Source organism: Clostridium sp. TJA038 (genome assembly GCF_058310255.1).
Map to the genome: position 1 here is coordinate 127,692 of NZ_JBZEFA010000003.1, position 25,745 is coordinate 153,436.

A 25,745-nucleotide genomic window follows, 5' to 3' on the forward strand; every position below is an offset into this window, starting at 1 on the left:
ACTCCTACCATTCTATATCTTCAACTGAAATTGGTTTTTCATTAATTTCAATGCTTCTAACCTTTGCATCATTAATTTTAATAACCTTATCTGCCATTGGTGCTATAGCTGAGTTATGAGTTATTATAATTACAGTAGTGCCCATCTTTCTACAAGTATCTTGAAGAATTTTTAAAATTTGTTTTCCTGTACTATAATCTAAAGCACCAGTTGGCTCATCACAAAGTAAAATCTTAGGATTTTTTGCAATAGCTCTAGCTATAGAAACTCTTTGCTGTTCTCCTCCTGATAATTGTGCTGGAAAGTTATCTTTTCTATGAGAAAGGCCAACTAAATCTAAAGTTTTATCTACATCTAAAGCATTTTTTGAAATTTGAGTGGCTAGTTCTACATTTTCTCTAGCTGTTAAATTTTGAACTAGATTGTAAAATTGAAATACAAATCCCACATCATATCTTCTGTATTTAGTAAGTTCTCTACTTGAAAATTTTGATATATCTGTTCCATCAACTATTATTTTTCCTTCATCACAATTATCCATACCACCTAAAATATTAAGTGTTGTTGATTTTCCAGCTCCACTTGGTCCTAAAATAACAACAAACTCACCCTTTTCAATGGAAAAGTTAATACCATTATTTGCAACAACCACATTTTCTCCAACTTTATATCTTTTATAAACATTTATAAGATCTATATAAGCCATAATATATTCCCCCTAATAATCCATAAAAAATTAACTTTATACTAAAAGTTATTAAATAGACACAATGTTCAATTAAATTTATAATAAATAGTATAAATTACTAAAAGTTTCTATACAATAATCACATAAATTCTTAACGTTATAAAATAGACATTTAATAGTAATTTGTTCATTTTATGACACTTAAGAGTAAATTATCTAAAATAATTTTTAAGTTAAATTTACTTTAAAATTAAAATAAGTAAATGGTGGGAGGAAATATTAAAATGACTGGTATAAGTGGAAATAGAAGAACTCTTTATACAAAAAAAGTTATTAAAGAGAGTTTGATTGAATTACTTAAAACTCGTGAAATTCATAAAGTTACCGTAACAGATATTTGTAAAATGGCTGATATTAATAGAGGTACCTTTTACACTCATTACAAAGATGCTTTTGACTTATTTCAATCTATGGAAGATGAATTATTTTATCAAATATTAAAATATATAAAAGAAATTCCAGTAAAGGATTATAATAGTCTACTTCTTCTTAAGGTTCTTGAATTAATAAAAGAAAATAAAGAATTATGTAAAGTATTGTTTTGTAATCAAAGAGATAACAGTATATTAAATAGAATTTTAGATATAGCAAATCAAATAGATGTTATGAAACTTTTTAATAATTACAACTTAATAGATAAAAATCTTGCAAACTACTATCTTAGATATTCTATAGGTGGTTGTCTTTCAATTATTGAAACTTGGTTAGAAAATGACCTTCCTGAATCTCCTAAAGAACTTGTTATGATAATAAATAATATAAATAAATTAAATAGTTAAATAAAATAAAAAGACTATAGAAAACTATAGTCTTTTTATTTCACTTTTTAGATATTATTTATTGCGTCTAAAAATTCCTTTGACATTTCATTTATTACATCTTCAGCTTGTGGATATATTCCAAGATTATCTAAAAAAGCATGGTTAACTCCTTCATATCTTATTATCTTTGTTTTTACCTTAGCTTCTTTAAGAAGTTTTCCATAAATCTCTCCTTGAATTCTTAAATAATCATATTCAGAAACTGCAATTAAAGCCCTTTTAGATTTTGATAAATCTCTATTAAATATAGGAGAAATATCCTCTCTTTTTAAATCTATATCTTTTTGTATATAAAGTTTATCTATTAAGCCTTCACAATTCTTAAGTGATAATATAAACTCATCTACTAACTTTTCATCATATTCATTATTATAGTAACCTTTGCTCCAAGTAAAAAATGGATTTTCATAAACAAAACTTACTAAAGGATATATAAGCCCTTGAAATTTTAAGTTATCATTTTCATTAGCTAAGATAGCAGCAAAATTTGCTCCAGCACTTTCTCCTAAAACTCCAATTTTATCTTTGTCTATATTATATCTTAAAAAATTCTCCTCAATATAATTAATAACTTTTCTACAATCATTTAATCCCTTAGGATATGGCTTTTCTGGTGCTAAGGCATAGTCTACACTTATTACTATGCTATTTGTTTTTTCAGCTAAGAGCTTACAAGGATTTTCTGAAACCTCTAAACTTCCTCCTATAAAAGCTCCACCATGCATATAAACTATACAAGGATTTAATTTACCTTTTAATAAATCCTTTTTATAAACCCTACAATTTACTCCATCTATAACTTCTTCTTTAGATAAAATCTTACTTCTACAAAGATTTACATTTAATAATCCCATATTTTCACGCATATTTCCAACAGCTTCACCCTTAAATACATAAGGATTATTTTTCTTTTCAGGTCTTTTGTGTTCATGAAAATATTTAATTCTTCTATCTATTCTTGTTCCTTCTACAGGGTCTGGTATTCCCTTAATCAAAATTTCATTTCCCTTTTCATTGATAATTTTTGAGTTCTCATTCATACTTTTTATTAACTCCTCTTGACTTTTATAATCAAGTTCAAAAGGTTTTAACATATTAACTAAATAAGAAATCTCTATATTATCTAAAATATAATTTTCTAATTCTTCCTTGTCTTCTATGACTAAATCTTTATTTTCTTTAATAAATTTATCTATATCTATATATCCATCTAAAAACTTACTATTTCTAATCCAAGAATTAACTTCCCTAACTAAATTATATAACTTTTCTTCTTTATTTAAATTTGGTATAGTTGTAAAAACTATTCTTGCCTTATTTTTATGTGATATCTCAATTTTTTTAATTAAAGAATCTATTATATCCTCTATAGACTTTAGGGAATTATTTTCTAAATAAAATAAATCTTTAATACTTCCTAAAACTAAAACTAAATTACCCTTATTTCTCTTAAATACTTCTCTCTCAAATCTTTTACATATAACTCTTTCAAAATTTATAGTTACCTCTGAATTATATGACTTATAATACTTTTGTACCTTTCTTAAAATACCAGAAGATAAAATGAAATTTTTATCAAGTTCTCTTCCCCAAAGTACTAAATTTCTTGGGCCATTTTCTGTGTTAATTTCACACTTAACAACTTCAACTAAAGAATATTTCTCAGAAATCTCCCTATTGAAAACCTTTAAATCTTTAACCATAAAACCTCATATCCTCTCTTTTCATAAATTATTCTTTAAAAACATATTTAAAAAGAATATTTATTTTTTATTTAACCTTTTGTAACCCTCTTTACTTTAAGTATAATAAAAAACTGTATTAAAACCAATTATAAAAGCAAAATTTTTTAAAATTACCTTTATATGTTTATAATACAGTTTAATTTAAATTTATTTTATTTTAAGATAAGCTAAAGTTCCAACTATACACCAAACTAATAAAGCTATTAAAGATTCCTTAGAAAGTGAAGCTGGAGAAAATGGTAAAAGCAATAAAAGTATAAATATTATGCTTATTATTACTCCTAATATTGATAAAATTTTTGTTTTTTTATTATTACTATTTTTTAAAACTATAAATGAAACATAAAAATATGCAACTGATGCTCCTAAGGAAGACATATCAACAATCCAAGTTATTGCTTGTCGTCCAAACCAAGGTGCTATTAAACTAACTATAGTTATAAAAATTATTGCATTTCCAAAAACTCCATTTTTATTTACTTCTCCTATTTTTTTTGGTAACATTTCATAATTTCCTATAGAACCTAGTAATTTAGAACTACAAATCATAAAGCCATTTATTCCGCTCCAAACAGCAGCAGTTAAAGCTATTATAAGTAAAAAGAAAGCTCCCTTACCTAAAGTGTTAAAAACAGCACTTCCAGCTGCCCATTCTAAAGAAATAGCCTCCCTAGGAGAATAAGCTAAAGCTGTTATAATATTTAATAAATTATAAATTAAGGCACCAATTACAAGGGAAATAATAGCTACCTTAGAGGCTTTCTTCTTAGAAAAATTTAATTCTTTACTTAATTGAGGAATAGCATCAAAACCAATAAAAGCAAAGGGAGTTATAGCAAAAACCTTAATTACTTCATTTATATTAAAAGAATAATTTGTAATATAATTATGAAAAAATTTATTTTTATCTCCTTTAATTATCATTCCTACTAAAACAATGAAAATCATTAATATTAAACTAAAAATTATTAAATTTTGCACCTTACTGGTTTTCTTTATCCCCTTTAAATTTAAAAAAGCAAAGATAAATATTATTATACTTGATGTTAAAATTTCTCCTAAATAAATATTATACCCTGCTACATTATATAAATATCCAAATTCTAATACATTTCCAAATATTTTTTTAATTACAAGTGGAAAGGCAGTTGCATTTAATGGAATCATAGTAAAATAAGCTAAAGTTAAAAACCATCCAACAATAAAGCCATGCTTCTTTCCTAAGTTATTATAGGTAAAAGAAAACTCTCCTCCTTCTTCATTGCTACTTTTCATCATTATTAAATAATTTTTTTCAATAATTATAATACAAAGTACCCCTAAGAAAAGACCTAAAAATGTATTTATTACACCAGATTCTTTCAAAAACTTAGTACCAGGTAACATAAAGGAACCCCAACCTATAATAGCCCCTAAAACTATAGAAAATATATCTATCTTGTTTAATTTTATTTCCTTCATTATTTATTCCTTTCGCCTAATAAAAAAAGCTATAATCAGTTTTATTTTAACCAATTATAGCTTTTTAACTAATTTATAAAATTTATTTTCCCTTAGTATTTAAAGAACAAGCTTTCTTTGGTGAAACTCTTTTATAAACTATATTACCTACAACTCCACCTATAACTAAGAATAATAAGAATATCCATCCAGATAAAGAGAAGTTAGCAATTGGTGTATAAAGAGCTCCTACATTACATCCATTAGATAATCTTGTTCCAAATCCCATGGCAAAACCTCCAATAGAATATAATAATCCTTCTTTAAAACTTATTTTTAATCCTGCTTTAAAAGTTTGTGCAAATTTTCCTGCTAAAAGTAATGCAATTAAAGTTCCTAAGATTATACCAAAGTTTTGTACATTAGTTCCATTTGAGAAAAATGGTGCAGTAAACATTTCAATTGGTTTTCCTGAAAAACTTGCAACTTTTTCAGGTGAAATTCCAAAGGCTACAAGAATTCTACCAAACCAGAATCCAAATGGAGTAGATGCACCCCATCCTGCTTTTGTTACTCCCATTAATAATATAAATAAAGAACCTATTACTAAAGCACCTGTATAAAGAGTCCATGGTCTAACAAATAATTTTTCATATGTATTTTCACTAAATAATTTGAATTTACCTTTTTCTTCATGTTTTTGTTCTTGAACAATCTCTGAATTAACTCCAGTATAAGTATTATTCGCTTTTCTTCTATCCTCATATAATTTTGCTATCCATATTACTAAACAAGCTAAAACAATAGTAACTATTATTGCACCTAAATAACCATCTAAACCATCCCACTTAAATAAGTCTGGTAAAAATACTCCATTTTTAAAAGTTTCTGTAGATATAACAGTATCTTTTACCCAAGATGCTGAATTTTGAACTGGGAATCCTAAATATACTCCCATTCCAAAGAAAAATAAAGTTACAAAAGCACGTGGTAGAGCAGTTATAACATCTGTTAAAACTCCTGAAGCACAACAACTAGCAAAGGCCATACCAAAACCAAATAGTAATCCACCTAGTATAAGCCCTAAATTAATTGGATTAATCCATAAATCATATTCTGTAGGGTCTTGACCTATAAAGAAACAAACACTTACAATAGCAGTTCCTGCAAATAATATCATTAATGTTCTCATTAATTTTGTAGAACCAGTTCTATAACTTCTATTTACTCCTCCTGCAAAGCCAAAAAATGATCTTGTAAGTGCATATCCAAGTCCTAATCCTATAAGCAGTCTAAAAAATAACATTGAACTGCTAAGATTCATCTTACCTATTACTATTATTAATAATAATAAGACAAAACCTACAATGTATTCCGTGTATTTTTTCACCTAAAATCCCCCTTATAAATTGGTAATTAAAATTATAATATATTTTTACTATGGTGCCTTAATAAAATTAAAACACCATAGATTATTTTTAGTTAAAATTGTATTCTGTAACTATAGGCTCTCTATTTTTAGATTTATCATTATAATATTCATAAAAGCTTATTCCCATAAACCCTCCTGACACATTATAAACATTTTTAAAACCTAAATGTTGTAATGCTAGACATGCATTATAACTTCTTTGAGCACTTCTACAATGTAAATAAACAGGTCTATCCTTTGGTATTTCATCTAATCTATCTCTTATTTCACTTAAAGGAATATTTTTAGCTCCCTTTATATGCCCAGCTTTATATTCATTTACTTCTCTTACATCTATTATAAACTCTTTATTGTTAACCAAAGCTCTAACATCTTGAACATAAACCTGTTTAAAAGCTCCTTCTAAAAGATTTGAAGCAACTAAAGCAGCATGATTTACAACATCCTTAGCTGTTCCAAAAGGAGGTGCATAGCAAAGTTCTAAATCTTTTAAATCCTCTACTGTTCCTCCCATTTTTATTAAGGTAGCTATTATATCAACTCTTTTATCTACATTTCCTTTTCCTATTCCCTGTGCACCTAAAATTCTACCAGTTGGAACTTCAAATATAAGCTTAAAGTGCAATGGCTTACTATCTTTCATTAATCCTACCTTATCTTGTGGTATAACTCTTACAACCTCATAATTTAAGCTTAAATTCATAGCCTTTATTTGACCTTCTGTAAGCCCTGTAGATGCTCCATTATAATCAAAAATTTTAATACAAGAGGAACCTATATATCCACTATTTCTAGATGTTCTTCCATGTATATGGTCTGCTACTGCCCTAGCTTGTTTTTGAGCAGGTCCTGCTAAAGGTAATTTAAAAGTTGAATTTGTCAATGCATTATAAACTTCTACAGCATCCCCCACAGCATATATATCACTATCATTAGTTAAATAATTTTGATTTACCTTTATAGCTCCTGTTTCACCAATTTCTAAACCAGCTTCCTTAGCTAATTCAGTTTCTGGCATAACACCAATAGCCATAACAATAGCCTCAGAATTTATCTTTTTACCTGATTTTAAAACAACACTTCCATTTTCAAAGGAGCTTACTTTATCTCCAACTATTAAATTTACACCCTTATCATACATTTCTTTATGAAAAATTTGAACCATATCATAATCAAAAGGTTTCATTATTTGTTCCATAGCTTCTATTAATGTTACATTATATCCAGCTTCCTGTAAATTTTCTGCTACCTCAACGCCTATAAATCCTCCTCCAATTACAGATACATTCTTTATATTATTATCTTTTATAAATGATTTCAACCTTGCAATATCTACAACATTTCTAACAGTAAATAAATTAACATCTTCAATACCTTCTATATTTGGCACTATAGCCTTAGCCCCTGGTGAAAGAACTAATTGATCATAACTTTCAGTATATTCCTTGCCATTTACTACATTTCTTACCTTTACTCTTTTATTATTTCTATCTATTGATACTACCTCAGTATAAACTCTTGCATCTATTCTATATTGCTTATAAAATTTTTCAGGTGTCATAAGAACTAAATCTTCATGATTTTCAATCTCTCCACTTAAATAATAAGGAAGGCAACAATTTGAAAAAGAAACATGAGGGCCTCTTTCAAACATTATAATTTCATTTTTTTCATCTAACCTTCTAAGTCTTGCTGCTGTTGAAGCACCACCTGCTACTCCTCCAACAATAACTATTTTTTTACCCATTATCTCTCCACCTTTCTTAAATAAAGATAAAAGTTTTAAAAATCTTTGTTAAAAATTTATCTATCTTTCTTATAAAACTTCCTTCTTTTTAATCATAGCATAGGTTATTATACCTAGCATAATAAAACTATGTTATGCTTAATAACAGTTTGTTATACATCTTGCTTTAACTAAAGCTTTTAAATTAAAATTGAATTATATAATATTACTTATTTTCTAATGTTAATTATTTTAACAAATAAACTTTTAAAATATATAAAAATACATTCTTTTTATATAAAATTATGAAATAATACATAGACTATATTAAATATAAATAAAAAAAATTAGGAGGTGATTTTATGAATTTAACCTATCTTAGGTCCTTCTATACAACAGTTAAATGTAATAGTATTTCTAAAGCTTCAAAAAAACTACATCTAACTCAACCAGGAGTTAGTATGCAAATTCAAAAGCTAGAAAATGATATAAATTTTAAACTTTTAAATAGAAGTAATACAGGAGTAAGTTTAACAAGTGCTGGTGAAATACTCTTTGAATTTGCTGAATCTATGCTTTCTATAGAGGATAACTTACAAAAAAAATTAGACGAACTAAAAAATATTAATTCTAAACTAATTATTTCTTGTTGCAAAAGTCTAGGTGAACATGTAATGCCCTGTAGCATATATACCTTTAAGGAAATTCATTATAAAACTGATATATCTATGGAAATAGATAATACATCAAATATATTAAAAAAATTAACTAATCATGAAACTAACATAGGAATAATACAAGGAAAACCTAAAGAACATAAAAACCTAGAGCTTATCCCACTTATGAGCGATAACTTAGTCTTAGTTGGTGGAAAAAATACCTTATTTAAATCTATAGATATAAAAACTCTTTCAACTCTTCCTTTAATAACTAGAGAAGAAGGTTCCTGGAATAAACTATTAATTGAAGAAAGCTTAAAAGAAAATAAACTTGATATAAATAAACTAAACTTTGTTTTATCTCTTAATTCTCCTCAATCAATAAAATCTTCAGTATCCTTTGGACAAGGATATTCCTTTTTACCTGAAATATCCTTAACTCATGAGCTAAGAAGTGGAGAATTAAAAAAAATAAATATAAAAGATTTAAATCTTTCTTTTAAATACTATATAGCTCTTAGAAAAAATTATAAATTAGATTATTATGAAGAAAAATTTGTAGATTTTTTAACTTCAAAAAAAAGATGTTTTTGTTATTAAAAACAAACTAAAAGGCAAGGTAAAATACCTTGCCTTTTTTATAATTAAAATAATAAACCTATCTGATATTTAATCATCACTACATACGCAAAAAGAATTTTGAATTTCTATATACTCTTCAGGAGTTAAGGAAAGAATATATTTATCATAATGGTCCTCACTACAAAAATATCCTATTTTATTTTCTATATAATCTTCCTTTTTTTCCTTTTCTAAGTCCTTTCCACAATATAAACATTTCTTCATATTAATCACCCCTTTTTTTAAACTTTATAATCTTTATTTTAATTATAAGCTTTTTAGATAATAAATAAAAATCCTTAAAATAAATGTATTTATTTAATTAACTATAGAAATTTAAATAATATATTTTATTTCACTCCTTGGAAAATATTTTAATATTATTTCCTTGAAAAACTCTTTGATTTCTTTTATATCTTCTTTTTTATAAACATACTTTCCATATCCAAATTGTCCGTATTTAAATGTCCTTTCCTCGTCTACCATAGGTAATTTATTATTAGGAAATACCTCCATTATTATTTCTTTTGCCCTTTTTGTATATCTATGAGAAATAACTTCAAAGGTTAATTTATGATTTAAATCATCTTTAATTTCTCTTTTTAAAACTTTTAGTAAAGATTCATAGTCCTCTTTCCATCCTTCGTATAAAAATACAGGAGCAATTATAAACCCTATAGGATAATTAGCCCTTGCCATTTTAACACTTGCTTTTATTCTTTCTAAAAAAGATGGAGTTCCTATTTCATAATTTTTTATTACAAAGTCAGTATTTATGGTAAATCTAACTTCTGTTTTTCCATTATGATTTAAATTTAACAAAGAATCAATGTCTGTATATTTAGTTACAAATCTAAACTTTGCATAATCATTTTTTGCAAAAAACTCTATAGCTTTTTTTAAAGAATTTGTATAAGGCTCAACTGGTATTGGGTCTGAGGTAGCAGAACCTTCAAAAATAGTTATATTAGGCTTTGCCTCTTCAATATAATTATTAGCTTGGTTTAATATATCCTCTACATTTACATTAATCTTAACATAAGGCTTATCCCCTAAATTAGTATTTAAATAACAATATTGACATTTACCAATACATCCACTTAAAAGAGGAAGTTGCCAATTAGCTGATGGTTTACAAGACTGAAACTTTCCTCCCCTCTTAACTCCAACAACTATAGTCTTTTTTCCTTCTTTATAAAATTCTTCAAAATCCTTGTAAGGTATATTTTCTTTTATTCTATTATTCTTAAGCTCAATAATTTCTACTTCTTTAAAGTCCTTAAAAAAATTATAAATATTTTTTCCAATCTCATAATTTAAGGAATTCTTTTCAAATAAAATTCTTTTTGGTTTAAACATAAAATTATCTCCATTCATAAAATTTATAAAAAAAATAATAGTAGTAATTACTACTATTATTCTTAATTTTCTAATTTTAAATGTATTTAAGATAATTTTATTAATAATAATCTTAATTAAATTCCTATAACTTTTTTTATTTCATGAATAACTCCATCTTCATCATTATTTTTATGAGTTATAAATCTTGAAACCTTCTTTAAATCATCATGGGCATTTTCCATAGCATAACTATAATATGCACTTTCCATCATTTCTAAATCATTTAGATAATCACCAAAGACCATAGTTTCCTTGTAATCTATATTTAAAAGTTCTTGTATCTCTCTTATAGCTACACCCTTATTAACTCCCCCCTTAGTTATATCTAACCATATATCTCCTGAAATAGTTACTTGAAGATTTTCTCTATATTTATCAAAATATTTATTGCTATTTTTTTCTGAACCATTAAAATCACACATTGTAACTTTTAAAACAGTATCATGAACCTTTTCTAAGTCATCTACTATTTCACATCTTTCATAATATTTTCTAACTTCCTTTAAAAATCTTTCATCATTACTCTCAACATAAGCTGAATTCTTACCACATAAAACTACATTTGAGTTTTCTATAGTTCTTCCTATTCTTATAAGCTCATTAGCTAATTCTCTATCTAAACCATTAGTTACAAGCTCTTTACCTTTATAAACAACAAATGTTCCATTTTCTGCAATAAATAGCATGTCTTCTTTTATCTTGTCAAATTCCTTAGCTAAAGTATAGTATTGTCTACCACTAGCTGCTGCAAAAAGTATGTTTCTTTTCTTTAGTTCATAAAATATATCATAGAACTCTGAACTTAATTCCTTATTATTATTTAGTAAAGTTCCGTCCATGTCTGTTGCTATAAATTTTATCATATATATAATGTCCTCCTAAGTAAACTGTAAAGTTTTCTTCTCTTTAAATTTTATATACTTTATTTAAATATACTAATTCTTCTGCAATTTTTAAGTTTAATTTATTAAATTTTATTTTTTATTCTCCATTTATTATTATATTACCTTATTTTTTTAAAGCAATAGAAAAACCTTCCTTAAAGCTAAGTATTAACCTTAAGGAAGGCTTTTAATTATTAATTATTAAACATGGATTTTTCCACTATCCTCTATTTTTTCTTCATCTATTTTTATACCTTTTTTATTTAATCTCTTATTAGTTGCACTTCCAAATACGCAGTATATAACAGCTGCAGTAGGAACTCCTACTAACATTCCTACAAATCCAAAAGCACTTCCTCCAATCATAATTGCAAGCATTACCCATAAAGAAGATAATCCTACTGAACTTCCAACAACTCTTGGATAGATTAAATCTCCTTCTACTCTTTGTAGACAGAATATAAATACAATAAACCAAAAAGCTTTAATAGGGTTTATTATAAATATTAAGAAGAAAGAAGGTATTGTTCCTATAAATGCTCCTAATATTGGAATTAAGCTTGTTGTACCAACAAGAACACTTATTAAGAAAGCATATGGCATCTTTAATAATAACATACCAAAGAAACATAAAGTACCTATTATTACAGCTTCTGTACATTGACCTACTATAAATCCTGAGAAAACTCTATTAGTAGTTTGTCCAACACTTAAAATTTTATCTGCTATATCTTTTCTAAGATAAGCATATATTACTTTTTTTAGTTGACATACTAATTTTTCTTTGCTTGATAACATATATACAGCTAGTACAATTGCTAAGAAGAAATCAATAACAGCTGTAGTAAAATCTACTGTTAAACCTACAAGATAGGAAGCAAGTCCACCAAATAAATGAGTAATAGTTTTTAATATTTCTTGCCATGCATTAGTAACTTGATCCCAAACCTTGCTTAAAAGTATTGTTGAATCAGCATAATTATTCATATTTGATTCAAAAGCTTTTAAATATGTAGGTATGCTTTCTGTAAGTTTAACTATACTAGAAGTAAGTTCAGGAACAACAAATAATATAATAGTCGTTATAGCTCCAACTAAAACTATTATAGTTAATGTTATTGATAATGGTCTTTTCATGCTTCTAACCCATGATTTTTTACTATTATCTAATCTTTTAAAAAGCTTTCTTTCGAAAAACTTCATAGGTATATTCAAAACAAAAGCTATTGCTATACCTAAAATTAAAGGTCTAATAAGGCTTGTAATATACCCTAGCCCTCCAAAAATTGTAGAATACTTCATAAATATAAAACATAAAATAATAGCATAAGTAATAAGTATTAAAGCACCTTTAAACTTTTTATCATTCAAAAACATATTTTCACTTCCTTTATTCTATTAATTTTTATATTTAAAAAAATAAATAATTTACTTTATCTTAAATATAACATATTGTTAATTTTTTGTTAATAACCTCTCTCCAAGTTTATTTATTTTTTTAATTATTTTCCTGTTTTCTTCAAATATGTTTTTACAAATAAACTGGGAAAATAAGCAGCCATTTTGATGTAAATAGATAAACTCCTCCCATATCTACTACTCTTTAACATGGAATTTTTTAAGTATTTTTTAATATCCCTTCTATTTAAAACCTTTAAAACCTCTTCCTCTTTTCCACTTTTTAAATAACCTAAAACTTGATACATTATATGCTCACTTATAAATTCTTTTTCTATAAAATCTTTTAACTCAGAACTTAAATTATTTTTTATAATAAAATCTGACACATCCTCCATAGATTTAACAACTGTTATGTTTTTTTCTAGATTAGGATTATTCGTTAAAGATTCTTTTCTTTGGCAATAAAATGTCAAGCTATCCTTTATACCCATAACCTTATTAGAACTTAGTAAAGCTTTAAAAATAAAGTTTAAATCTTCAGCACCATAAGCATTTTCTAAGAATCTAATATTATTTTTTTCTAAAAATTCTTTCTTATATATTAGACTACCAGTCCAAAGTTTTATTTTGTTATTTTTATAAGCCCTAAAAACCTCCTCTCCTGATTTTAATTTTCCAAATTCAAAGTTTTGATTTATGCTATTTTTTATAGTATTATCTTCTCTCATTCTTTTAAAATCAAAGAAGATAATATCTGGTTTATTAAAAATATTTTTTTCTAAAACTTCAACTAAATTATTCTCTGCAAAATCATCAGAATCTAAAAATAGTAAATACTCACCCTTTGAATAATCCATTCCTATATTTCTTGCAGTACTTTGTCCTCTGTTTTTTTCACATCTAATTACTTTATGGTCTAATTTTTTTTCTTCTAAAAAGTTTTTGCTTAACTCACAAGTATTATCTGTAGAACCATCATCTATAACTATAACTTCAAAATTCCTTGAACTTTGCTTTGAAAGAGATAAAAGATTCCTTTTTATATATTTTTCAGAATTATATGCAGGAACTATTATACTTAAAAACTTTTTATTACTTAATGTCATATATCTTCAACTCCACTATAGTTTTTAATCCTTTCCTCATAACTTTAGATTAAAAAATCTCTTATTTTATTATATGCATAATCTAAAGCTACCTCTGTATTTCCATTATTTTTTCCTCCACCTTGAGCTAAAAATTGACTTCCTCCACCTTTTCCATCAATTAAAGTTATAGCATCTTTTAATATTTCATTCATGCTAAGATTTTTTACATTCTTTGAAGAATTAAATATTAAATTAACTCTCTTATCATTTTTAACTGCAAATAAAACTATAGCCTTATAATTCTCACTAATTTTATTAGCTAATTTTTCTATATGCTTTACCTCTTCATTAGAAAAAACCTCTTTTAATAAGTATGTATCTTTTATATTTTCACCTTTATTTAATAAATCTTTTATTTTGTAATCTATTAATTCACTCTTAGCTTTTTTATTTTCTTCTAAAAGATTTTTATTTCTTTCTGATAAATTTTTAACAGCATTTAAGGTGTCTCCCTCACCAGATTTTAAAATTTTACTAATCTCACTTAATATATTATCCTTAAAGAAAAAATCATCTACAGCTCTTTTTCCTGCTACATATTCTATTCTTGTAGAATTCTTATGTTTTTCCCATCTTCTTATTTTTATTAATTGTAAATCTCTAGTGTTCTTAGGATGCACTCCGCAACAAGCATTTAAATCTAAGCCTATAATTTCTACAATTCTTATTTCCTCATTTGTTTTAGGAAGTTCTCTTCTAGTTTTTATCTTTTTTAATTCTTTTCTACTAGGAGCATAACTTTTTACTTCTAAATTTTCAAAAATTAATCTATTTGCTTCTCTTTCTACTTCTCTTATAGTTTTCTCATCTAAAAAACCTATAATATCAACAGTACTTATATCTTTACCTAAATGAAAACCACAGGTATTTGCTCCAAATAAATCGTAAAAACATCCAGAAAGCAAATGCTGTCCTAAGTGTTGTTGCATACCGTCAAATCTTCTTTCCCAATCTAATTTACAATTTAAATTTTTTAACTTCTTAGGTTTTTCTTCAAGAACATGATATATTTCTCCCTCTTCTTCATATACATCAATAACTTTAAGGCCATCAATAAACCCTAAATCCTTCATCTGCCCTCCCCCACCTGGGAAAAACGCAGTATCTTCTAGAGAAACATGAAATTTACCATCTTTCTCTTTAATATCAATTATTTCAGTATTAAATTCTTTTATATACTGATTTTCATAATAAAGTTTTGTCATTTAAATATACACCTCAACTGTCTAATACTAGCTTAATTTTAATTCTAAGTTACATTATAACATTAATTTGCTAAATTAAAACTTATATGTAAATACTAAATTAAAAGTTATAAAGTTATATATTTTTTAAATTAAAAAAATATATAAAAATTAATTATTATTATTTTAAAAAATAAAACTTACAAATATATAATTGGATTTAAGAACCTAATTATACTTTGTAAGTTTTATAAATTTAATCTATAATACATATACATGTATTACAATTATACCTATTTACCTATATAGAACTATAAAAAAATATTCCCTATTAATAATTTTGGTCATATTGTAGTCTATATCTAAACTTTTCTAATTTATAGTTTCCATACTTATCTAATTCTTTTAGGTTATATTTGTGATCAAAACCTAATTTTTTATAAAAATCACAAACTTTATCTGAAGCTTTAAGCTCTATTCTTCTTGACCTTATATAATACTCATCATTTTCTAAAACTCCCATTATCTTTTTACCTATTCCTCTCCCTTGAAACTTTGGTAAAACACAGATAGGATAAATCATACTTTCATCTTCTTTTTCTAAAAAGCTATCAATCGCACCAAAAGCAACTATTTTATTATTTACTAAAGCTATATAAATATGAATTTTATCAGCTTTATCTAAAATACTTTCTTCGTGATCTTTAGAAAACATTGCCTTAAAGTATTCCTTTGAAAATTCTTCTGATATCACACATAAAAAAGTATCTTTTATAAGTTTTAGAATTTCTCCCCCTTCTCTTTCCTCAACTCTTCTTACTTTTAATTCCTCCATTAAACAACTCACCTGACTTCCTAAATTTAATTAATTACCCAAATATATTAAATTGAGTTTTTTAATTTATTTTTTAAAATATGCTTTATTTATATTTAATTTTTCTCTTAAAAGACCTATAAATTAAAAAAACTCACATATAATATCTAATTTAATGTAAATTTGTTATTTTTATATAAATTCATTCTGCCCTCACTTATGATAGAATTTATTATACACTTTTTCTTTTCATTGTAAATATTGTTAAAGTAATAGTTTAATTTTACAAACCCATTATTCCTGTCAAATTAATTAACACATCTGCACAATTATAATAATTTATTTATTTAAAGGTAAAACAATAAAAATCTTTATAATATTTAAGCATGAAAATTTGAAAAATATCATCAAAATTTGTTCAATATTTATTTATAATTTATTAATATTTTTAACACTTTGTTAATTTACAATGGTTATAAACTAATTTAGTTACTAAAATTCTATTAATGGGGGGATTTATTATGAAGGTTATAATTTTTTACACAAAAACAGGTGGTGGACACTTATCAGCTTGTAAATCCTTAGAAGAATCTTTTAATAAACTTAATATCTCTACAATTACTTTAGATTCCTTAGAATTTGCAGGACATTCTATATCAAAGGAGGTATCCTCTGCCTATAATTACATAGTAAAAGCAGTTCCTAAACTTTTTGGTGCTATTTATAAAGCTGGTGAAAGGGTTAGTGATTCTAATAAAAAATCTATAATTTATAAATTAAATTCCTTTTATTCAGAAAACATACTTTCTGTAATTGAAGAAGAAAAACCAGATATTATAGTATCTACTCATATTTTTGCAACTCAAAGCCTTACTTATTTAAAAGATAATAACAAATTAAAGACCTTAACAGCCTCTATTGTTACAGATTATACTTGTGCTCCTTTTTGGGAAGAAACAAATTTAGATTATTACTTTTTACCTCATAAAGATTTAATTAAAGAATTTATAAATAGAGGATTAGACTCTTCAAAATTAATATCCTATGGAATGCCTATAGGTAATTCTTTTAAAGAAAAAATTCCTAAAACTTTAGCTAAATCAAAATTAGGTCTTGAAAAAGAAAAACCTCATATTTTAATTATGGGAGGAAGCATGGGTGCAGGTTCTCTTAAAGACACAACCTTATACCTAAGTGATAACTTAAAAAATTGCAATATAACTGTTGTTTGTGGAAATAATAAAGAACTATTTAAAGAAATGCTTAGTTTAACTAAAAATTTATGTAATTTAACAGTCCTTAATTTCACTTATGAAATGAATCTACTTATGGAATCTGCAGATATTTTAATAAGTAAACCTGGTGGCTTAACCTCTACTGAAGCAATTAATAAACATTTACCAATTATAATGATAAATCCCATTCCTGGAGTTGAAAGTGCAAATTGTAGCTTTTTTATTAAACATAATTTAGGAATTAAATCAAAATCAATATATGAAACTCTAAAACTTTGCAAAAAACTTTTAGAAGATAAGGAATATTATAATAAAATTACATATTCTCAAAGTTTAAATTCAAAGCTAAATGCATCTGATGATATATGTAAATTTTTAATAAAAAAGTGTGCAGAAAATAATAAAATAAAACCTTAACAATCTCTTTGACTGTAGTTGAAATTTATTGTAAACTTATAAATAAAATCTAAGAATATAGGTGGTTCTAGTGGCATTTATCATTATAGGAATATATATTTTAATAAATATAATTTTGCTCCAAAAAACAAGAAAAGCAAAGAAAGGGAAAAAAACTGTAAATATAAAAATAATGAGTTTAATCTCTATATTTATGTTTATGCTTTCAATCTTAATACTTTTATTTGGTATTATGTCTTATTTACATAATAAAAATATATTAAACCTTTCTATATCTATTATATATTGTTTACTTTTAATATTTTTATCCTATAAACTATCCTGTTTTTATATTACAGAGGATAGCATTATATATGGATACGCAGTTTATAAATTTAAAGATATACAAAAAATAGAAATACAAGGAATTAAAAATAAGTTTACTGTAAATATATACACAGGAGGAACTAGTACTTTATACTTTAAACTAAACTATTTAAAGAAAAAAGAACTTTTAAAAGCTCTACATGGTAAAGTTTTATGTATAAATCTTTAATAAAAAAGCTATCTAACCTTTATTAAAATAAATGAGGTTAAATAGCTTTTTATTATTTAAAAAAACAAATTAAATTCTTTAGTATATTATAGATAGTAAAAATTTTAATTTTCCTATATATAAAAGTATGTATATTAAATTTTATGTCTTTCAACAAAAGCTTTTATTCTTTTTATAGCTTCCATTATATCTTCCATAGAAGCAGCATAACAAGCTCTTATAAATCCCTCTCCACAGTCTCCAAAGGCATTACCTGGAACTATCAAAACTTTTTCTTCAATAAGAAGTTTTTCACAAAACTCATCTGAACTCATTTTAGTTGACTTTATACAAGGAAAAACATACAAAGCACCTAAAGGCTCAAAACATTCTAACCCAATACTTCTAAAACCCTCAACTAAAACTCTTCTTCTCCTATTATATTCTCTTGCCATTTCAAAAACACTTTCATCACCATTTTTAAGGGCCTCAATAGCTGCATATTGTGCAGTTGTAGGAGAGCACATTATTGCATATTGATGTATTTTTTTCATAGCATCTATTAAAATCTTATTACCACAAACATATCCTAATCTCCATCCTGTCATAGCATAAGCTTTAGAAAATCCATTTATTACTATAGTTTTTTCTCTTACTTCTTCAAAAGTAGCTATTGAAACATGGTCCTTATCATAAGACAACTCTGCATATATTTCATCTGAAATTATTATTATATCCTTATCTTTTAAAACATCTACAATTTCTTTAAGTTCTTCTCTAGTCATTATTGCTCCAGTTGGATTATTAGGAAAAGGAATTATTACTACCTTTGTCTTATCTGTTATTGCTTCTTCTAAAAGTTCTTTAGTTAACTTAAAATCATCCTCTGCTCTTAAATTTATTGTTTTAGCTGTTGCTCCTGTAAATGTTGTACATCCCTTATATGCTACAAAACTTGGCTCTGGTATTATAACTTCATCAGAAGGACCAACTAAAGCTCTAAGTGCTAAGTCTATCCCTTCACTTCCTCCTACTGTAACAAGTATTTCTTCCTTAGGATTATATTTTAAAGAAAATCTTCTATTTAAATATTTTGATATTTCCTCTCTTAGCTCTATAAAACCAGCATTTGATGAATAGTGAGTATGCCCTTGCTCTAAAGAATAAATTCCAGCCTCTCTAACATTCCAAGGAGTTACAAAATCAGGCTCTCCAACTCCTAAAGATATTACATCATCCATTTCATTTATTAAATCAAAATATTTTCTAATACCAGAAGGTGGCATATTTTTAACATTGTCTAATATCATATTCTCTAGCATCATATAAATAACATCTCCCTATCATCTGTTTTTTTCTCTTTAAATATTGTACCGTGATCCTTGTACTTTTTAAGAACAAAGTGAGTTGCTGTTCCTGTTACATATTCTTGAATAGAAAGTTTATCTGAAACAAACATTGCAACCTCTTTCATTGTTTTTCCTTCTACAATTACAGTTAAATCAAATCCTCCAGAGGACATTAAATAACAGGCCTTAACTTGAGGAAACTTATATATTCTTTCTGCAACCTTATCAAAACCAACACCTCGTTGAGGAGTTATTTGAACTTCTATTAAAGCTGTAACTGTTTCTTTTCCTGTGTTTTCCCAATTTATAAGAGTGGTATAGCCAGCTATTATATTTCTTTCTTCATAATCCCTTATAGCTTCTCTAACTTCTTCAACACTTTTTCCTGTCATAACTGCAATTTCATTATCTGTGTATCTACTGTTTTTTTCTAATACTTCTAAAATTTCATCCATGCCACATTGGCCCCCTTTTATTACTTATTTTAAAAATTTATTTTGATATAAAAAAATTCCTTCATCCCTAAAAAGGGACGAAGGAACTACTTCGCGGTACCACCCTAATAAGTAAATTAAATTTACTCACCTCAGTTAGAAATCTCAATTATTAAATATAATAAAATTCAATTGCTATCCTCTTTAACGGGAGGAACTCGTCTTAATCTAATTAAAAGTTATGTATATGTTAAAATTAATTATTATAATCAAAATAAATTGCTTATTACTTAACCTTTAGTTCTCAACAAGAAACTCTGAGACTGCTTCCTTTAAACTTTCCTACTAAATCACACCAAACCTTTAGCTCTCTGAAAAGTCCATTTAAAGTACTCCTTCTCTTCATAGTTTTATTTCTTTATTTTTGTTTTTTATAATTATATACACAAAACTTAATAAATTCAATATTTTTTTAAGAAATTTAACATAAAACTGTTTATTTTTTTCAAAATATTCTAATAATATGTTACTTTAATAATTAAAAAATGCTTTAGCTAAGAAGAACTTATCTAAAGCTAAAGCATTTTTAATTATTAAATTTCTATACACTAAATCTATATTTATTATTTTTAAGCTGTCATTTTTTGTACTTCTTTTTTGAATAATTTTATTGAGCTTAATAATAAGAAATATCCAACTGCTAAGAATACAAGCATTGCAACCCAAGCAATCTTAAATCCTACAAGTTGTACGAATTCACCAAAGATTGTTGAACCTAAAGCAAATCCAACTGCAAAGAATAAGCTTAATACACCTAAGTTAACACTTGAATCTTTTCTACCAAATACGTCTGTAGCCATAAATGCTGGACCTGACATATATGAGAATACACATAATCCATAACAAATTGAGAATAAGAATGCAAAACTATGTGAAGTAGATGCTAATAACATACCTATTATTGCAACACCTTGTAGGATACATCCTATTAACATAGTATTGAAACTTCCTAATTTATCGAATAAACGTCCACCACCAACATTTCCTATTAAGCAGAATAATGCAAATGTTGAACCTAAAATACCTATTAATTTTGAATCTAAGTGTAAGCTTAATCTAAAGTATGATGCATATTGAGTACTACATGCTGCTATAGCAACACCTATTAAAGCGTATCCAATACCAAATGTCCAGAAATATTTATTTTTTCTAGTTGCAGCTGCACCTAAACCTTCGAAAGTTTTTACAACTTTTGCTTGGCTTGAGTTAGCATTTTGAGTAGTATCTTCTTGAATTTCGCCAGCTTTTGGAAGTCTGATGAATAATAATACTATTACTAAACTTACTATAAGAGAGAATATTCCAAAAGTTATGTATGAAAAAGCTGAACCTTTTTGAGCTAACATGTTAGAAACGATAGGTTGTAAGAATACGTTACCTATAGAACCACCTGCAAATGCTATACCTAAAGCTGTACCTCTTCCTTTTTTAGGGAACCAATGGTTTATTACATAAGGTACACCTAAACCTGAGAATAAAACACATCCTATTTGAGTTACTGCTGATAAAGCGTAGAATAAAGGTAAACTTTTAACAAGACCAAAACCTAAAAATCCTAAACTTGATAAAACAGTACCTGCTATAAATAAAATCTTTATATTTACTTTACCAAAAAGTTTTCCTAGGAAAGGAGAACAAATTGAAGATGCTAAAGCACCAAAAGTAAATATAAGTGAGAATGCTGCTAAAGAAAAGTTAAATTCTTTTACAACATATGGTATAAATAATGGTTGTATATTTTGAGCTACTCCAAAAGGAATGGCTTGCATTAACATACATACAAAAATCATGAAATATTGCTTTTTGTTACTTCCGCTTTTTGCCATTAAATTATCACTCATAATCCTTACCTTCTTTCTTTAATCCTATGGCAAGATAAGGCTTGTCCTAACTTGCCATAAGACTTTATTTTTATTTAATTTTTATAATTGTTTTTAATTAGTTTTCATAATTAACATTTAATGTTGTATTATACTTATAAATTTTCATCTCTGTTCCATTTATATCTTCTTTTTTCATATCAATAACATTTATTTGATTATTTTCATATGTATTGTATGAATAAGTTTGTTCTTCAAGGTTCATGCATGAGCTATATTGTGTTATATCCTTTTTGTTAGCTGCAGTTAATACTGAACCATTTATCATTGCAACATTGTTTAAGATATGGAAAAACTCTGTCATATCTATAGTATCTTGAGAATTTTTTATCATAGCATCTCTTAAGAAAGCTGCTCTTACAAATCTAGATGCTGGAGTAAAATCTCCTGGTAATCCTACTAAACCAGTACCAACTCCTAAAGCTTTTAAGTTTTGCTCACCTAATGTTAATTCATCAGCATGGCTATATCTTAAATTTACATATTGATTTAAGTTAGTTATATGCCAGTCAAAAGTTGGTGAATTAGTTAAAACTCCTACATGATTATCAAATACTTTTAATCCTTCTTTAGATTGTTCTATAACTATTGCTTTACCAGTTATATCTGTAACCATCCAATGTAAAGTAGAGTTAGATACTTTTTTACTAATTGTTTCATCAACTATTAAAGTATTTTTTAAAGCTTCTTTAAGCTCATCAACAGTTTCAAAGTTAGCTAAAATCCATAGTAAAAAGTCATATTGAGGAACGTTTATTTTTCCTTCTTCTTCTTCTAAAGGATAGTATGCATATTGTGGGAAGTTTAATCCTGCTGCTGCTAATCCTTTTTCATTAAATCCATCTGCAAATGTTGGATAACTATTAAAAACAGTTCCCATACCAAGTACAGCATACTTAGGTTCAACTCTTCTTCCTGTTTCAGTATTTACCCCTACATAGTTTCTAGGTAAAAATATTATAGATTGATTAAAAGAAAACTCTATATCCATATTTCTTCCAAATAAATGATTTCCGTCTTTAGTTTTTAACATTAATCCTGTACACATTTTAATCACTCCTATATTTATGTTCTTCTTTGTAAAATAATATACTACAAAGTTAATACTTTTTCATATGACCTAATTGACATTTTAATTGTTTTTTCTTGTTTTTTTTACATTTTTTTAATTCTTTTTGCCCATTAATTATATTCTCTTCCATTTAATTCAACAATAAATGATAAAATAAGTAATTTTATCATCTATTTTATCAATTTATTCACTAGATTTTACTTTAAAAAAAAATTGTATTAAATTCATTAAAAAAATTTAATACAATTTTATACATTTTATATATTTACTGTTTTTATTACTACTTTTCTTTCTTAATTAATACTTTGGAAACATTTTCTATAATTAAATTCATAATTTTACTTTTATAATTAATTATTTAAGTTATTTGATTAACTATATTTTACTAAAAATAAATTTTAATAAATTAACCATAAAAAATTTATACATTTTTATACATTTTAAATTTATTATCTTATTTTCCTCTTATAATTTTTAATATAGAAACTTTTTTTCCATAATGTAAAGTACCTTTTTTATATAATTTACTACTTAAAAATCCTACAATTATTATAAAAGCAATATTAATAATAGTTGTTATTATTATTTCTCCAAAGGAAACCTTAGATAAAACTACTCTCTCAAACATTATTAAAGGAGAAGCAAAAGGAACATAACTAAAGACCTTAGCTAAAGTAGATTCAATATTAAACATGCAATTCATTGAAAGTAAAAATACTAAAACAAATATTAAAGTAATAACTCCCATAGAAGAATTAACATCTTGAGAACTTGTAGCTAAAGAGGCAACAGCTGCATAAAGCATTGAAAATGTTAAGTATCCTAAAAGAAAATAAAAAACAAAAGCAAATATTATTTCAAAATTTAAATTCATCGAATATAAAAATTCCAAACTCTTTCCAGAGGTCTTAAACATTAAAAATCCCCAAGCTAATATAATAGCTATTTGTGTAAGCCCTACTGCACAAACCCCTAAAACCTTTCCAAAAAATAGTTCCATAGGTCTTGCCATGGTTATTAAGGTTTCCATTATTCTATTACTTTTTTCTTCTATAACTGAGTTAGCAACCATAGCACCAAAAGTTAATGTTATTATATAAATTCCAAAAACAAGAGCATAAACTAAAATCATTCTTCCTTGAGATGCATTTCCCATTTGCACAACTTCAAGTTTAGCTGGGCTCATTAAATTACTATATTCCTCTTTGGTTAAATTAAACTTCTCCATAGAGACCATAAGCTTATTATCATTTAAGATTTTATCAACCTCATCTTTTAAAGAAGCACTTGGAAGTTCATTTACATAAAGCTTTCCTTCAAGGTCATTATTATTAGAAATTTCAAGTAATGCTTTATAATCTGATTTTCCATCTTCAATTTCTTTTTTTACTTTATTACTTTCCTCAGCACTTTTACTTAAAACAACTTCAAATTCTCCTTCATTTAAATTTTTTAAATTATCTTCACTAAAGAAACTGTCTTTTTCATCAACGCTAACCATTATTAAATCTTTGTTTCCATCTTTGTGAAAGATTTTAGCTATCTTATCCATATTAAAAAACCCTAGAATTACTATTAAAGTTATTATTGTAGATATTATTAAAGCCTTATTTTTTATCGTTTCTTTATATGTAAAAGCAAAAATACTCCAAAACTTTCTCATAATTAATTACCTAACCTTTCTATAAAAATATCATTTAAAGAAGGTCTCTCAAAATAAAATCCTCTTATGTCTAAATTAGAATCTACAATATCTTTTAATAGTTTTTTACCTAAAGTTACATCTTTAATATTTAACCTATAACTTCCTTCCTTAAAAATAGAAAATTCAAGACCTGACTTATTGAAAAATCCCTCTAAACTTTTATCTCCCTCAATAATTAAAGCTTTTATTCCATATTCTTCTTTTATTTTATTAAGATTTCCCTTAAGTATTGTTTCTCCTTTTTTAAGCATTATAATATCATCACAAAATTCCTCTACATCAGCCATTCTATGACTGCTAAATATTAAGGTTTTCCCAGAACTTAATAGTTCTCTTATAACCTTTTTAAATAACTCTACATTTACAGGATCTAGCCCACTAAAAGGTTCATCTAAAATTATTACCTCAGGATTATGCATAAGTGCAACTATAAGCTGTATTTTTTGTTTATTTCCCTTTGATAAGGTTTCTACCTTTTTATTTAAATACTCACTTATTTCAAATTTATCAAGCCAATACTCTATACTTCTTAAGCTCTCCTTTTTTTTCATTCCATATAAAGTTCCAAAATGCATAAGTTGACTTTTTACAGTATATTTAAGATATAACCCTCTCTCTTCTGGTAAATAACCAAAAGTATTTTCATCAAAATTTAGTTTTTTATTATTAATTAATATCTCTCCTGTATCACTTGGAAGTATTCCAAGTATAACTCTTATGGCAGTAGTTTTCCCTGCACCATTCCTTCCTAAAAGCCCTAAAGCTTTTCCCTTTTCAATTACAAAACTTAAATTTTGTAATGCTTTAACCTCCCCAAAGCTTTTGCTAATATTTATAGCTTCAATTTTCACATAAAATCCTCCTCTTAAAATTTACTTCTAATTTAAATATTACCATTTTTAAAAATATTTTTAAACATATTAAATCCCCTCTAATATGGCATTTTATTTTTATACTTAAAAAGTTTAAAGCAATAATTTATTTTTATAAAATAAAAAAGAAGAATCTTTTATTTAGTAATTAAAAAAAGATTCTCCTTTTAATTTTAAAATAAT

22 protein-coding genes and 1 other annotated feature are annotated in these 25,745 nt (G+C 25.8%); of the genes, 4 read left to right on the forward strand and 18 right to left on the reverse strand.

Going from position 1 to position 25,745, the window contains the following annotated elements:
* Positions 1-4: 4 nt before the first annotated feature.
* Positions 5-706 (reverse strand): ABC transporter ATP-binding protein, encoded by a 702-nt coding sequence (locus AC4FQV_RS07635; protein WP_491138008.1) that lies wholly within the window; start codon positions 704-706, stop codon positions 5-7.
* Positions 707-972: 266 nt separating this feature from the next.
* Between AC4FQV_RS07635 and AC4FQV_RS07640 the strand changes: the two genes are divergently transcribed.
* Entirely contained in the window at positions 973-1,527 is a 555-nt protein-coding gene (locus tag AC4FQV_RS07640; RefSeq protein ID WP_491138007.1) for a TetR/AcrR family transcriptional regulator, read from the forward strand.
* 47 nt (positions 1,528-1,574) lie between these two features.
* Here AC4FQV_RS07640 and AC4FQV_RS07645 read toward each other — a convergent pair whose 3' ends face one another.
* The 4 genes from AC4FQV_RS07645 to AC4FQV_RS07660 form a co-directional block, all read right to left on the reverse strand.
* The gene (locus tag AC4FQV_RS07645; protein ID WP_491165252.1) at positions 1,575-3,272 is read right to left on the reverse strand and encodes an alpha/beta hydrolase fold domain-containing protein; all 1,698 of its coding nucleotides are present in this window, start codon (positions 3,270-3,272) and stop codon (positions 1,575-1,577) included.
* A gap of 189 nt (positions 3,273-3,461) precedes the next feature.
* Entirely contained in the window at positions 3,462-4,775 is a 1,314-nt protein-coding gene (locus tag AC4FQV_RS07650; protein WP_491165253.1) for an APC family permease, read from the reverse strand.
* A gap of 82 nt (positions 4,776-4,857) precedes the next feature.
* Positions 4,858-6,144 carry a YeeE/YedE family protein gene (locus tag AC4FQV_RS07655; RefSeq protein ID WP_491138003.1) on the reverse strand — a complete coding sequence of 429 codons (1,287 nt, stop codon included), beginning with the start codon at positions 6,142-6,144 and terminating at the stop codon, positions 4,858-4,860.
* Between the two features lie 88 nt (positions 6,145-6,232).
* Positions 6,233-7,933, reverse strand: coding sequence for an FAD-dependent oxidoreductase (locus AC4FQV_RS07660; protein ID WP_491165254.1), 1,701 nt, complete (start codon positions 7,931-7,933; stop codon positions 6,233-6,235).
* Positions 7,934-8,274: 341 nt separating this feature from the next.
* On the opposite strand from AC4FQV_RS07660, the gene AC4FQV_RS07665 reads away from it, so the two are divergent.
* On the forward strand, positions 8,275-9,171 hold the full coding sequence (locus tag AC4FQV_RS07665) for a LysR substrate-binding domain-containing protein (RefSeq protein ID WP_491138001.1): 897 nt from the start codon (positions 8,275-8,277) through the stop codon (positions 9,169-9,171).
* 69 nt (positions 9,172-9,240) lie between these two features.
* On the opposite strand, the gene AC4FQV_RS07670 is transcribed toward AC4FQV_RS07665, so the two are convergent.
* The 7 genes from AC4FQV_RS07670 to AC4FQV_RS07700 form a co-directional block, all read right to left on the reverse strand.
* Complete coding sequence (locus AC4FQV_RS07670) at positions 9,241-9,417, reverse strand: hypothetical protein (protein ID WP_491138000.1); 177 nt, start codon at positions 9,415-9,417, stop codon at positions 9,241-9,243.
* 111 nt (positions 9,418-9,528) lie between these two features.
* A complete protein-coding gene (gene splB / locus AC4FQV_RS07675) occupies positions 9,529-10,551 on the reverse strand; it encodes a spore photoproduct lyase (protein WP_491137998.1) in 1,023 nt (340 codons plus the stop codon).
* Between the two features lie 116 nt (positions 10,552-10,667).
* Positions 10,668-11,456 (reverse strand): HAD family hydrolase, encoded by a 789-nt coding sequence (locus AC4FQV_RS07680; protein WP_491165255.1) that lies wholly within the window; start codon positions 11,454-11,456, stop codon positions 10,668-10,670.
* Positions 11,457-11,678: 222 nt separating this feature from the next.
* Positions 11,679-12,854 (reverse strand): AI-2E family transporter, encoded by a 1,176-nt coding sequence (locus tag AC4FQV_RS07685; RefSeq protein ID WP_491137995.1) that lies wholly within the window; start codon positions 12,852-12,854, stop codon positions 11,679-11,681.
* 125 nt (positions 12,855-12,979) lie between these two features.
* Positions 12,980-13,984 carry a glycosyltransferase family 2 protein gene (locus tag AC4FQV_RS07690; RefSeq protein ID WP_491165256.1) on the reverse strand — a complete coding sequence of 335 codons (1,005 nt, stop codon included), beginning with the start codon at positions 13,982-13,984 and terminating at the stop codon, positions 12,980-12,982.
* Positions 13,985-14,028: 44 nt separating this feature from the next.
* Positions 14,029-15,231: an alanyl-tRNA editing protein gene (locus tag AC4FQV_RS07695; RefSeq protein ID WP_491165257.1), complete on the reverse strand. Its 1,203-nt coding sequence runs from the start codon at positions 15,229-15,231 to the stop codon at positions 14,029-14,031.
* Positions 15,232-15,541: 310 nt separating this feature from the next.
* Complete coding sequence (locus AC4FQV_RS07700; RefSeq protein ID WP_491165258.1) at positions 15,542-16,045, reverse strand: GNAT family N-acetyltransferase; 504 nt, start codon at positions 16,043-16,045, stop codon at positions 15,542-15,544.
* Between the two features lie 500 nt (positions 16,046-16,545).
* Between AC4FQV_RS07700 and AC4FQV_RS07705 the strand changes: the two genes are divergently transcribed.
* The gene (locus tag AC4FQV_RS07705; protein ID WP_491165259.1) at positions 16,546-17,676 is read left to right on the forward strand and encodes an MGDG synthase family glycosyltransferase; all 1,131 of its coding nucleotides are present in this window, start codon (positions 16,546-16,548) and stop codon (positions 17,674-17,676) included.
* Between the two features lie 70 nt (positions 17,677-17,746).
* The gene (locus AC4FQV_RS07710; protein WP_491137989.1) at positions 17,747-18,211 is read left to right on the forward strand and encodes a hypothetical protein; all 465 of its coding nucleotides are present in this window, start codon (positions 17,747-17,749) and stop codon (positions 18,209-18,211) included.
* Positions 18,212-18,345: 134 nt separating this feature from the next.
* On the opposite strand, the gene AC4FQV_RS07715 is transcribed toward AC4FQV_RS07710, so the two are convergent.
* The 6 genes from AC4FQV_RS07715 to AC4FQV_RS07740 form a co-directional block, all read right to left on the reverse strand.
* A complete protein-coding gene (locus AC4FQV_RS07715; protein WP_491137988.1) occupies positions 18,346-19,515 on the reverse strand; it encodes an aminotransferase class I/II-fold pyridoxal phosphate-dependent enzyme in 1,170 nt (389 codons plus the stop codon).
* Entirely contained in the window at positions 19,512-19,994 is a 483-nt protein-coding gene (locus AC4FQV_RS07720; RefSeq protein ID WP_491137987.1) for an Lrp/AsnC family transcriptional regulator, read from the reverse strand. The genes AC4FQV_RS07715 and AC4FQV_RS07720 overlap by 4 nt, the downstream gene beginning before the upstream one ends.
* A gap of 70 nt (positions 19,995-20,064) precedes the next feature.
* Positions 20,065-20,388: a binding site (T-box leader), on the reverse strand.
* 214 nt (positions 20,389-20,602) lie between these two features.
* Positions 20,603-21,874, reverse strand: a complete 1,272-nt coding sequence (locus AC4FQV_RS07725) for a conjugated bile salt MFS transporter (protein WP_491137985.1) — start codon at positions 21,872-21,874, stop codon at positions 20,603-20,605.
* A 97-nt stretch (positions 21,875-21,971) separates the two neighbouring features.
* Positions 21,972-22,961, reverse strand: a complete 990-nt coding sequence (bsh, locus tag AC4FQV_RS07730; RefSeq protein WP_491137984.1) for a choloylglycine hydrolase — start codon at positions 22,959-22,961, stop codon at positions 21,972-21,974.
* A gap of 478 nt (positions 22,962-23,439) precedes the next feature.
* Positions 23,440-24,648, reverse strand: a complete 1,209-nt coding sequence (locus AC4FQV_RS07735; RefSeq protein WP_491165260.1) for an ABC transporter permease — start codon at positions 24,646-24,648, stop codon at positions 23,440-23,442.
* 2 nt (positions 24,649-24,650) lie between these two features.
* Entirely contained in the window at positions 24,651-25,541 is an 891-nt protein-coding gene (locus AC4FQV_RS07740) for an ABC transporter ATP-binding protein (RefSeq protein WP_491137982.1), read from the reverse strand.
* Between the last annotated feature and the right edge of the window lie 204 nt (positions 25,542-25,745).

Excerpts from the sequence above, each read along its gene's own strand:
- AC4FQV_RS07635 (WP_491138008.1), bottom strand. The coding sequence starts at position 706 with ATGGCTTATATAGATCTTATAAATGTTTATAAAAGATATAAAGTTGGA.
- AC4FQV_RS07640 (WP_491138007.1), top strand. The coding sequence starts at position 973 with ATGACTGGTATAAGTGGAAATAGAAGAACTCTTTATACAAAAAAAGTT.
- AC4FQV_RS07645 (WP_491165252.1), bottom strand. The coding sequence starts at position 3,272 with ATGGTTAAAGATTTAAAGGTTTTCAATAGGGAGATTTCTGAGAAATAT.
- AC4FQV_RS07650 (WP_491165253.1), bottom strand. The coding sequence starts at position 4,775 with ATGAAGGAAATAAAATTAAACAAGATAGATATATTTTCTATAGTTTTA.
- AC4FQV_RS07660 (WP_491165254.1), bottom strand. The coding sequence starts at position 7,933 with ATGGGTAAAAAAATAGTTATTGTTGGAGGAGTAGCAGGTGGTGCTTCA.
- AC4FQV_RS07665 (WP_491138001.1), top strand. The coding sequence starts at position 8,275 with ATGAATTTAACCTATCTTAGGTCCTTCTATACAACAGTTAAATGTAAT.
- AC4FQV_RS07670 (WP_491138000.1), bottom strand. The coding sequence starts at position 9,417 with ATGAAGAAATGTTTATATTGTGGAAAGGACTTAGAAAAGGAAAAAAAG.
- splB (WP_491137998.1), bottom strand. The coding sequence starts at position 10,551 with ATGTTTAAACCAAAAAGAATTTTATTTGAAAAGAATTCCTTAAATTAT.
- AC4FQV_RS07680 (WP_491165255.1), bottom strand. The coding sequence starts at position 11,456 with ATGATAAAATTTATAGCAACAGACATGGACGGAACTTTACTAAATAAT.
- AC4FQV_RS07685 (WP_491137995.1), bottom strand. The coding sequence starts at position 12,854 with ATGTTTTTGAATGATAAAAAGTTTAAAGGTGCTTTAATACTTATTACT.
- AC4FQV_RS07690 (WP_491165256.1), bottom strand. The coding sequence starts at position 13,984 with ATGACATTAAGTAATAAAAAGTTTTTAAGTATAATAGTTCCTGCATAT.
- AC4FQV_RS07695 (WP_491165257.1), bottom strand. The coding sequence starts at position 15,231 with ATGACAAAACTTTATTATGAAAATCAGTATATAAAAGAATTTAATACT.
- AC4FQV_RS07700 (WP_491165258.1), bottom strand. The coding sequence starts at position 16,045 with ATGGAGGAATTAAAAGTAAGAAGAGTTGAGGAAAGAGAAGGGGGAGAA.
- AC4FQV_RS07705 (WP_491165259.1), top strand. The coding sequence starts at position 16,546 with ATGAAGGTTATAATTTTTTACACAAAAACAGGTGGTGGACACTTATCA.
- AC4FQV_RS07715 (WP_491137988.1), bottom strand. The coding sequence starts at position 19,515 with ATGATGCTAGAGAATATGATATTAGACAATGTTAAAAATATGCCACCT.
- AC4FQV_RS07720 (WP_491137987.1), bottom strand. The coding sequence starts at position 19,994 with ATGGATGAAATTTTAGAAGTATTAGAAAAAAACAGTAGATACACAGAT.
- AC4FQV_RS07725 (WP_491137985.1), bottom strand. The coding sequence starts at position 21,874 with ATGAGTGATAATTTAATGGCAAAAAGCGGAAGTAACAAAAAGCAATAT.
- bsh (WP_491137984.1), bottom strand. The coding sequence starts at position 22,961 with ATGTGTACAGGATTAATGTTAAAAACTAAAGACGGAAATCATTTATTT.
- AC4FQV_RS07735 (WP_491165260.1), bottom strand. The coding sequence starts at position 24,648 with ATGAGAAAGTTTTGGAGTATTTTTGCTTTTACATATAAAGAAACGATA.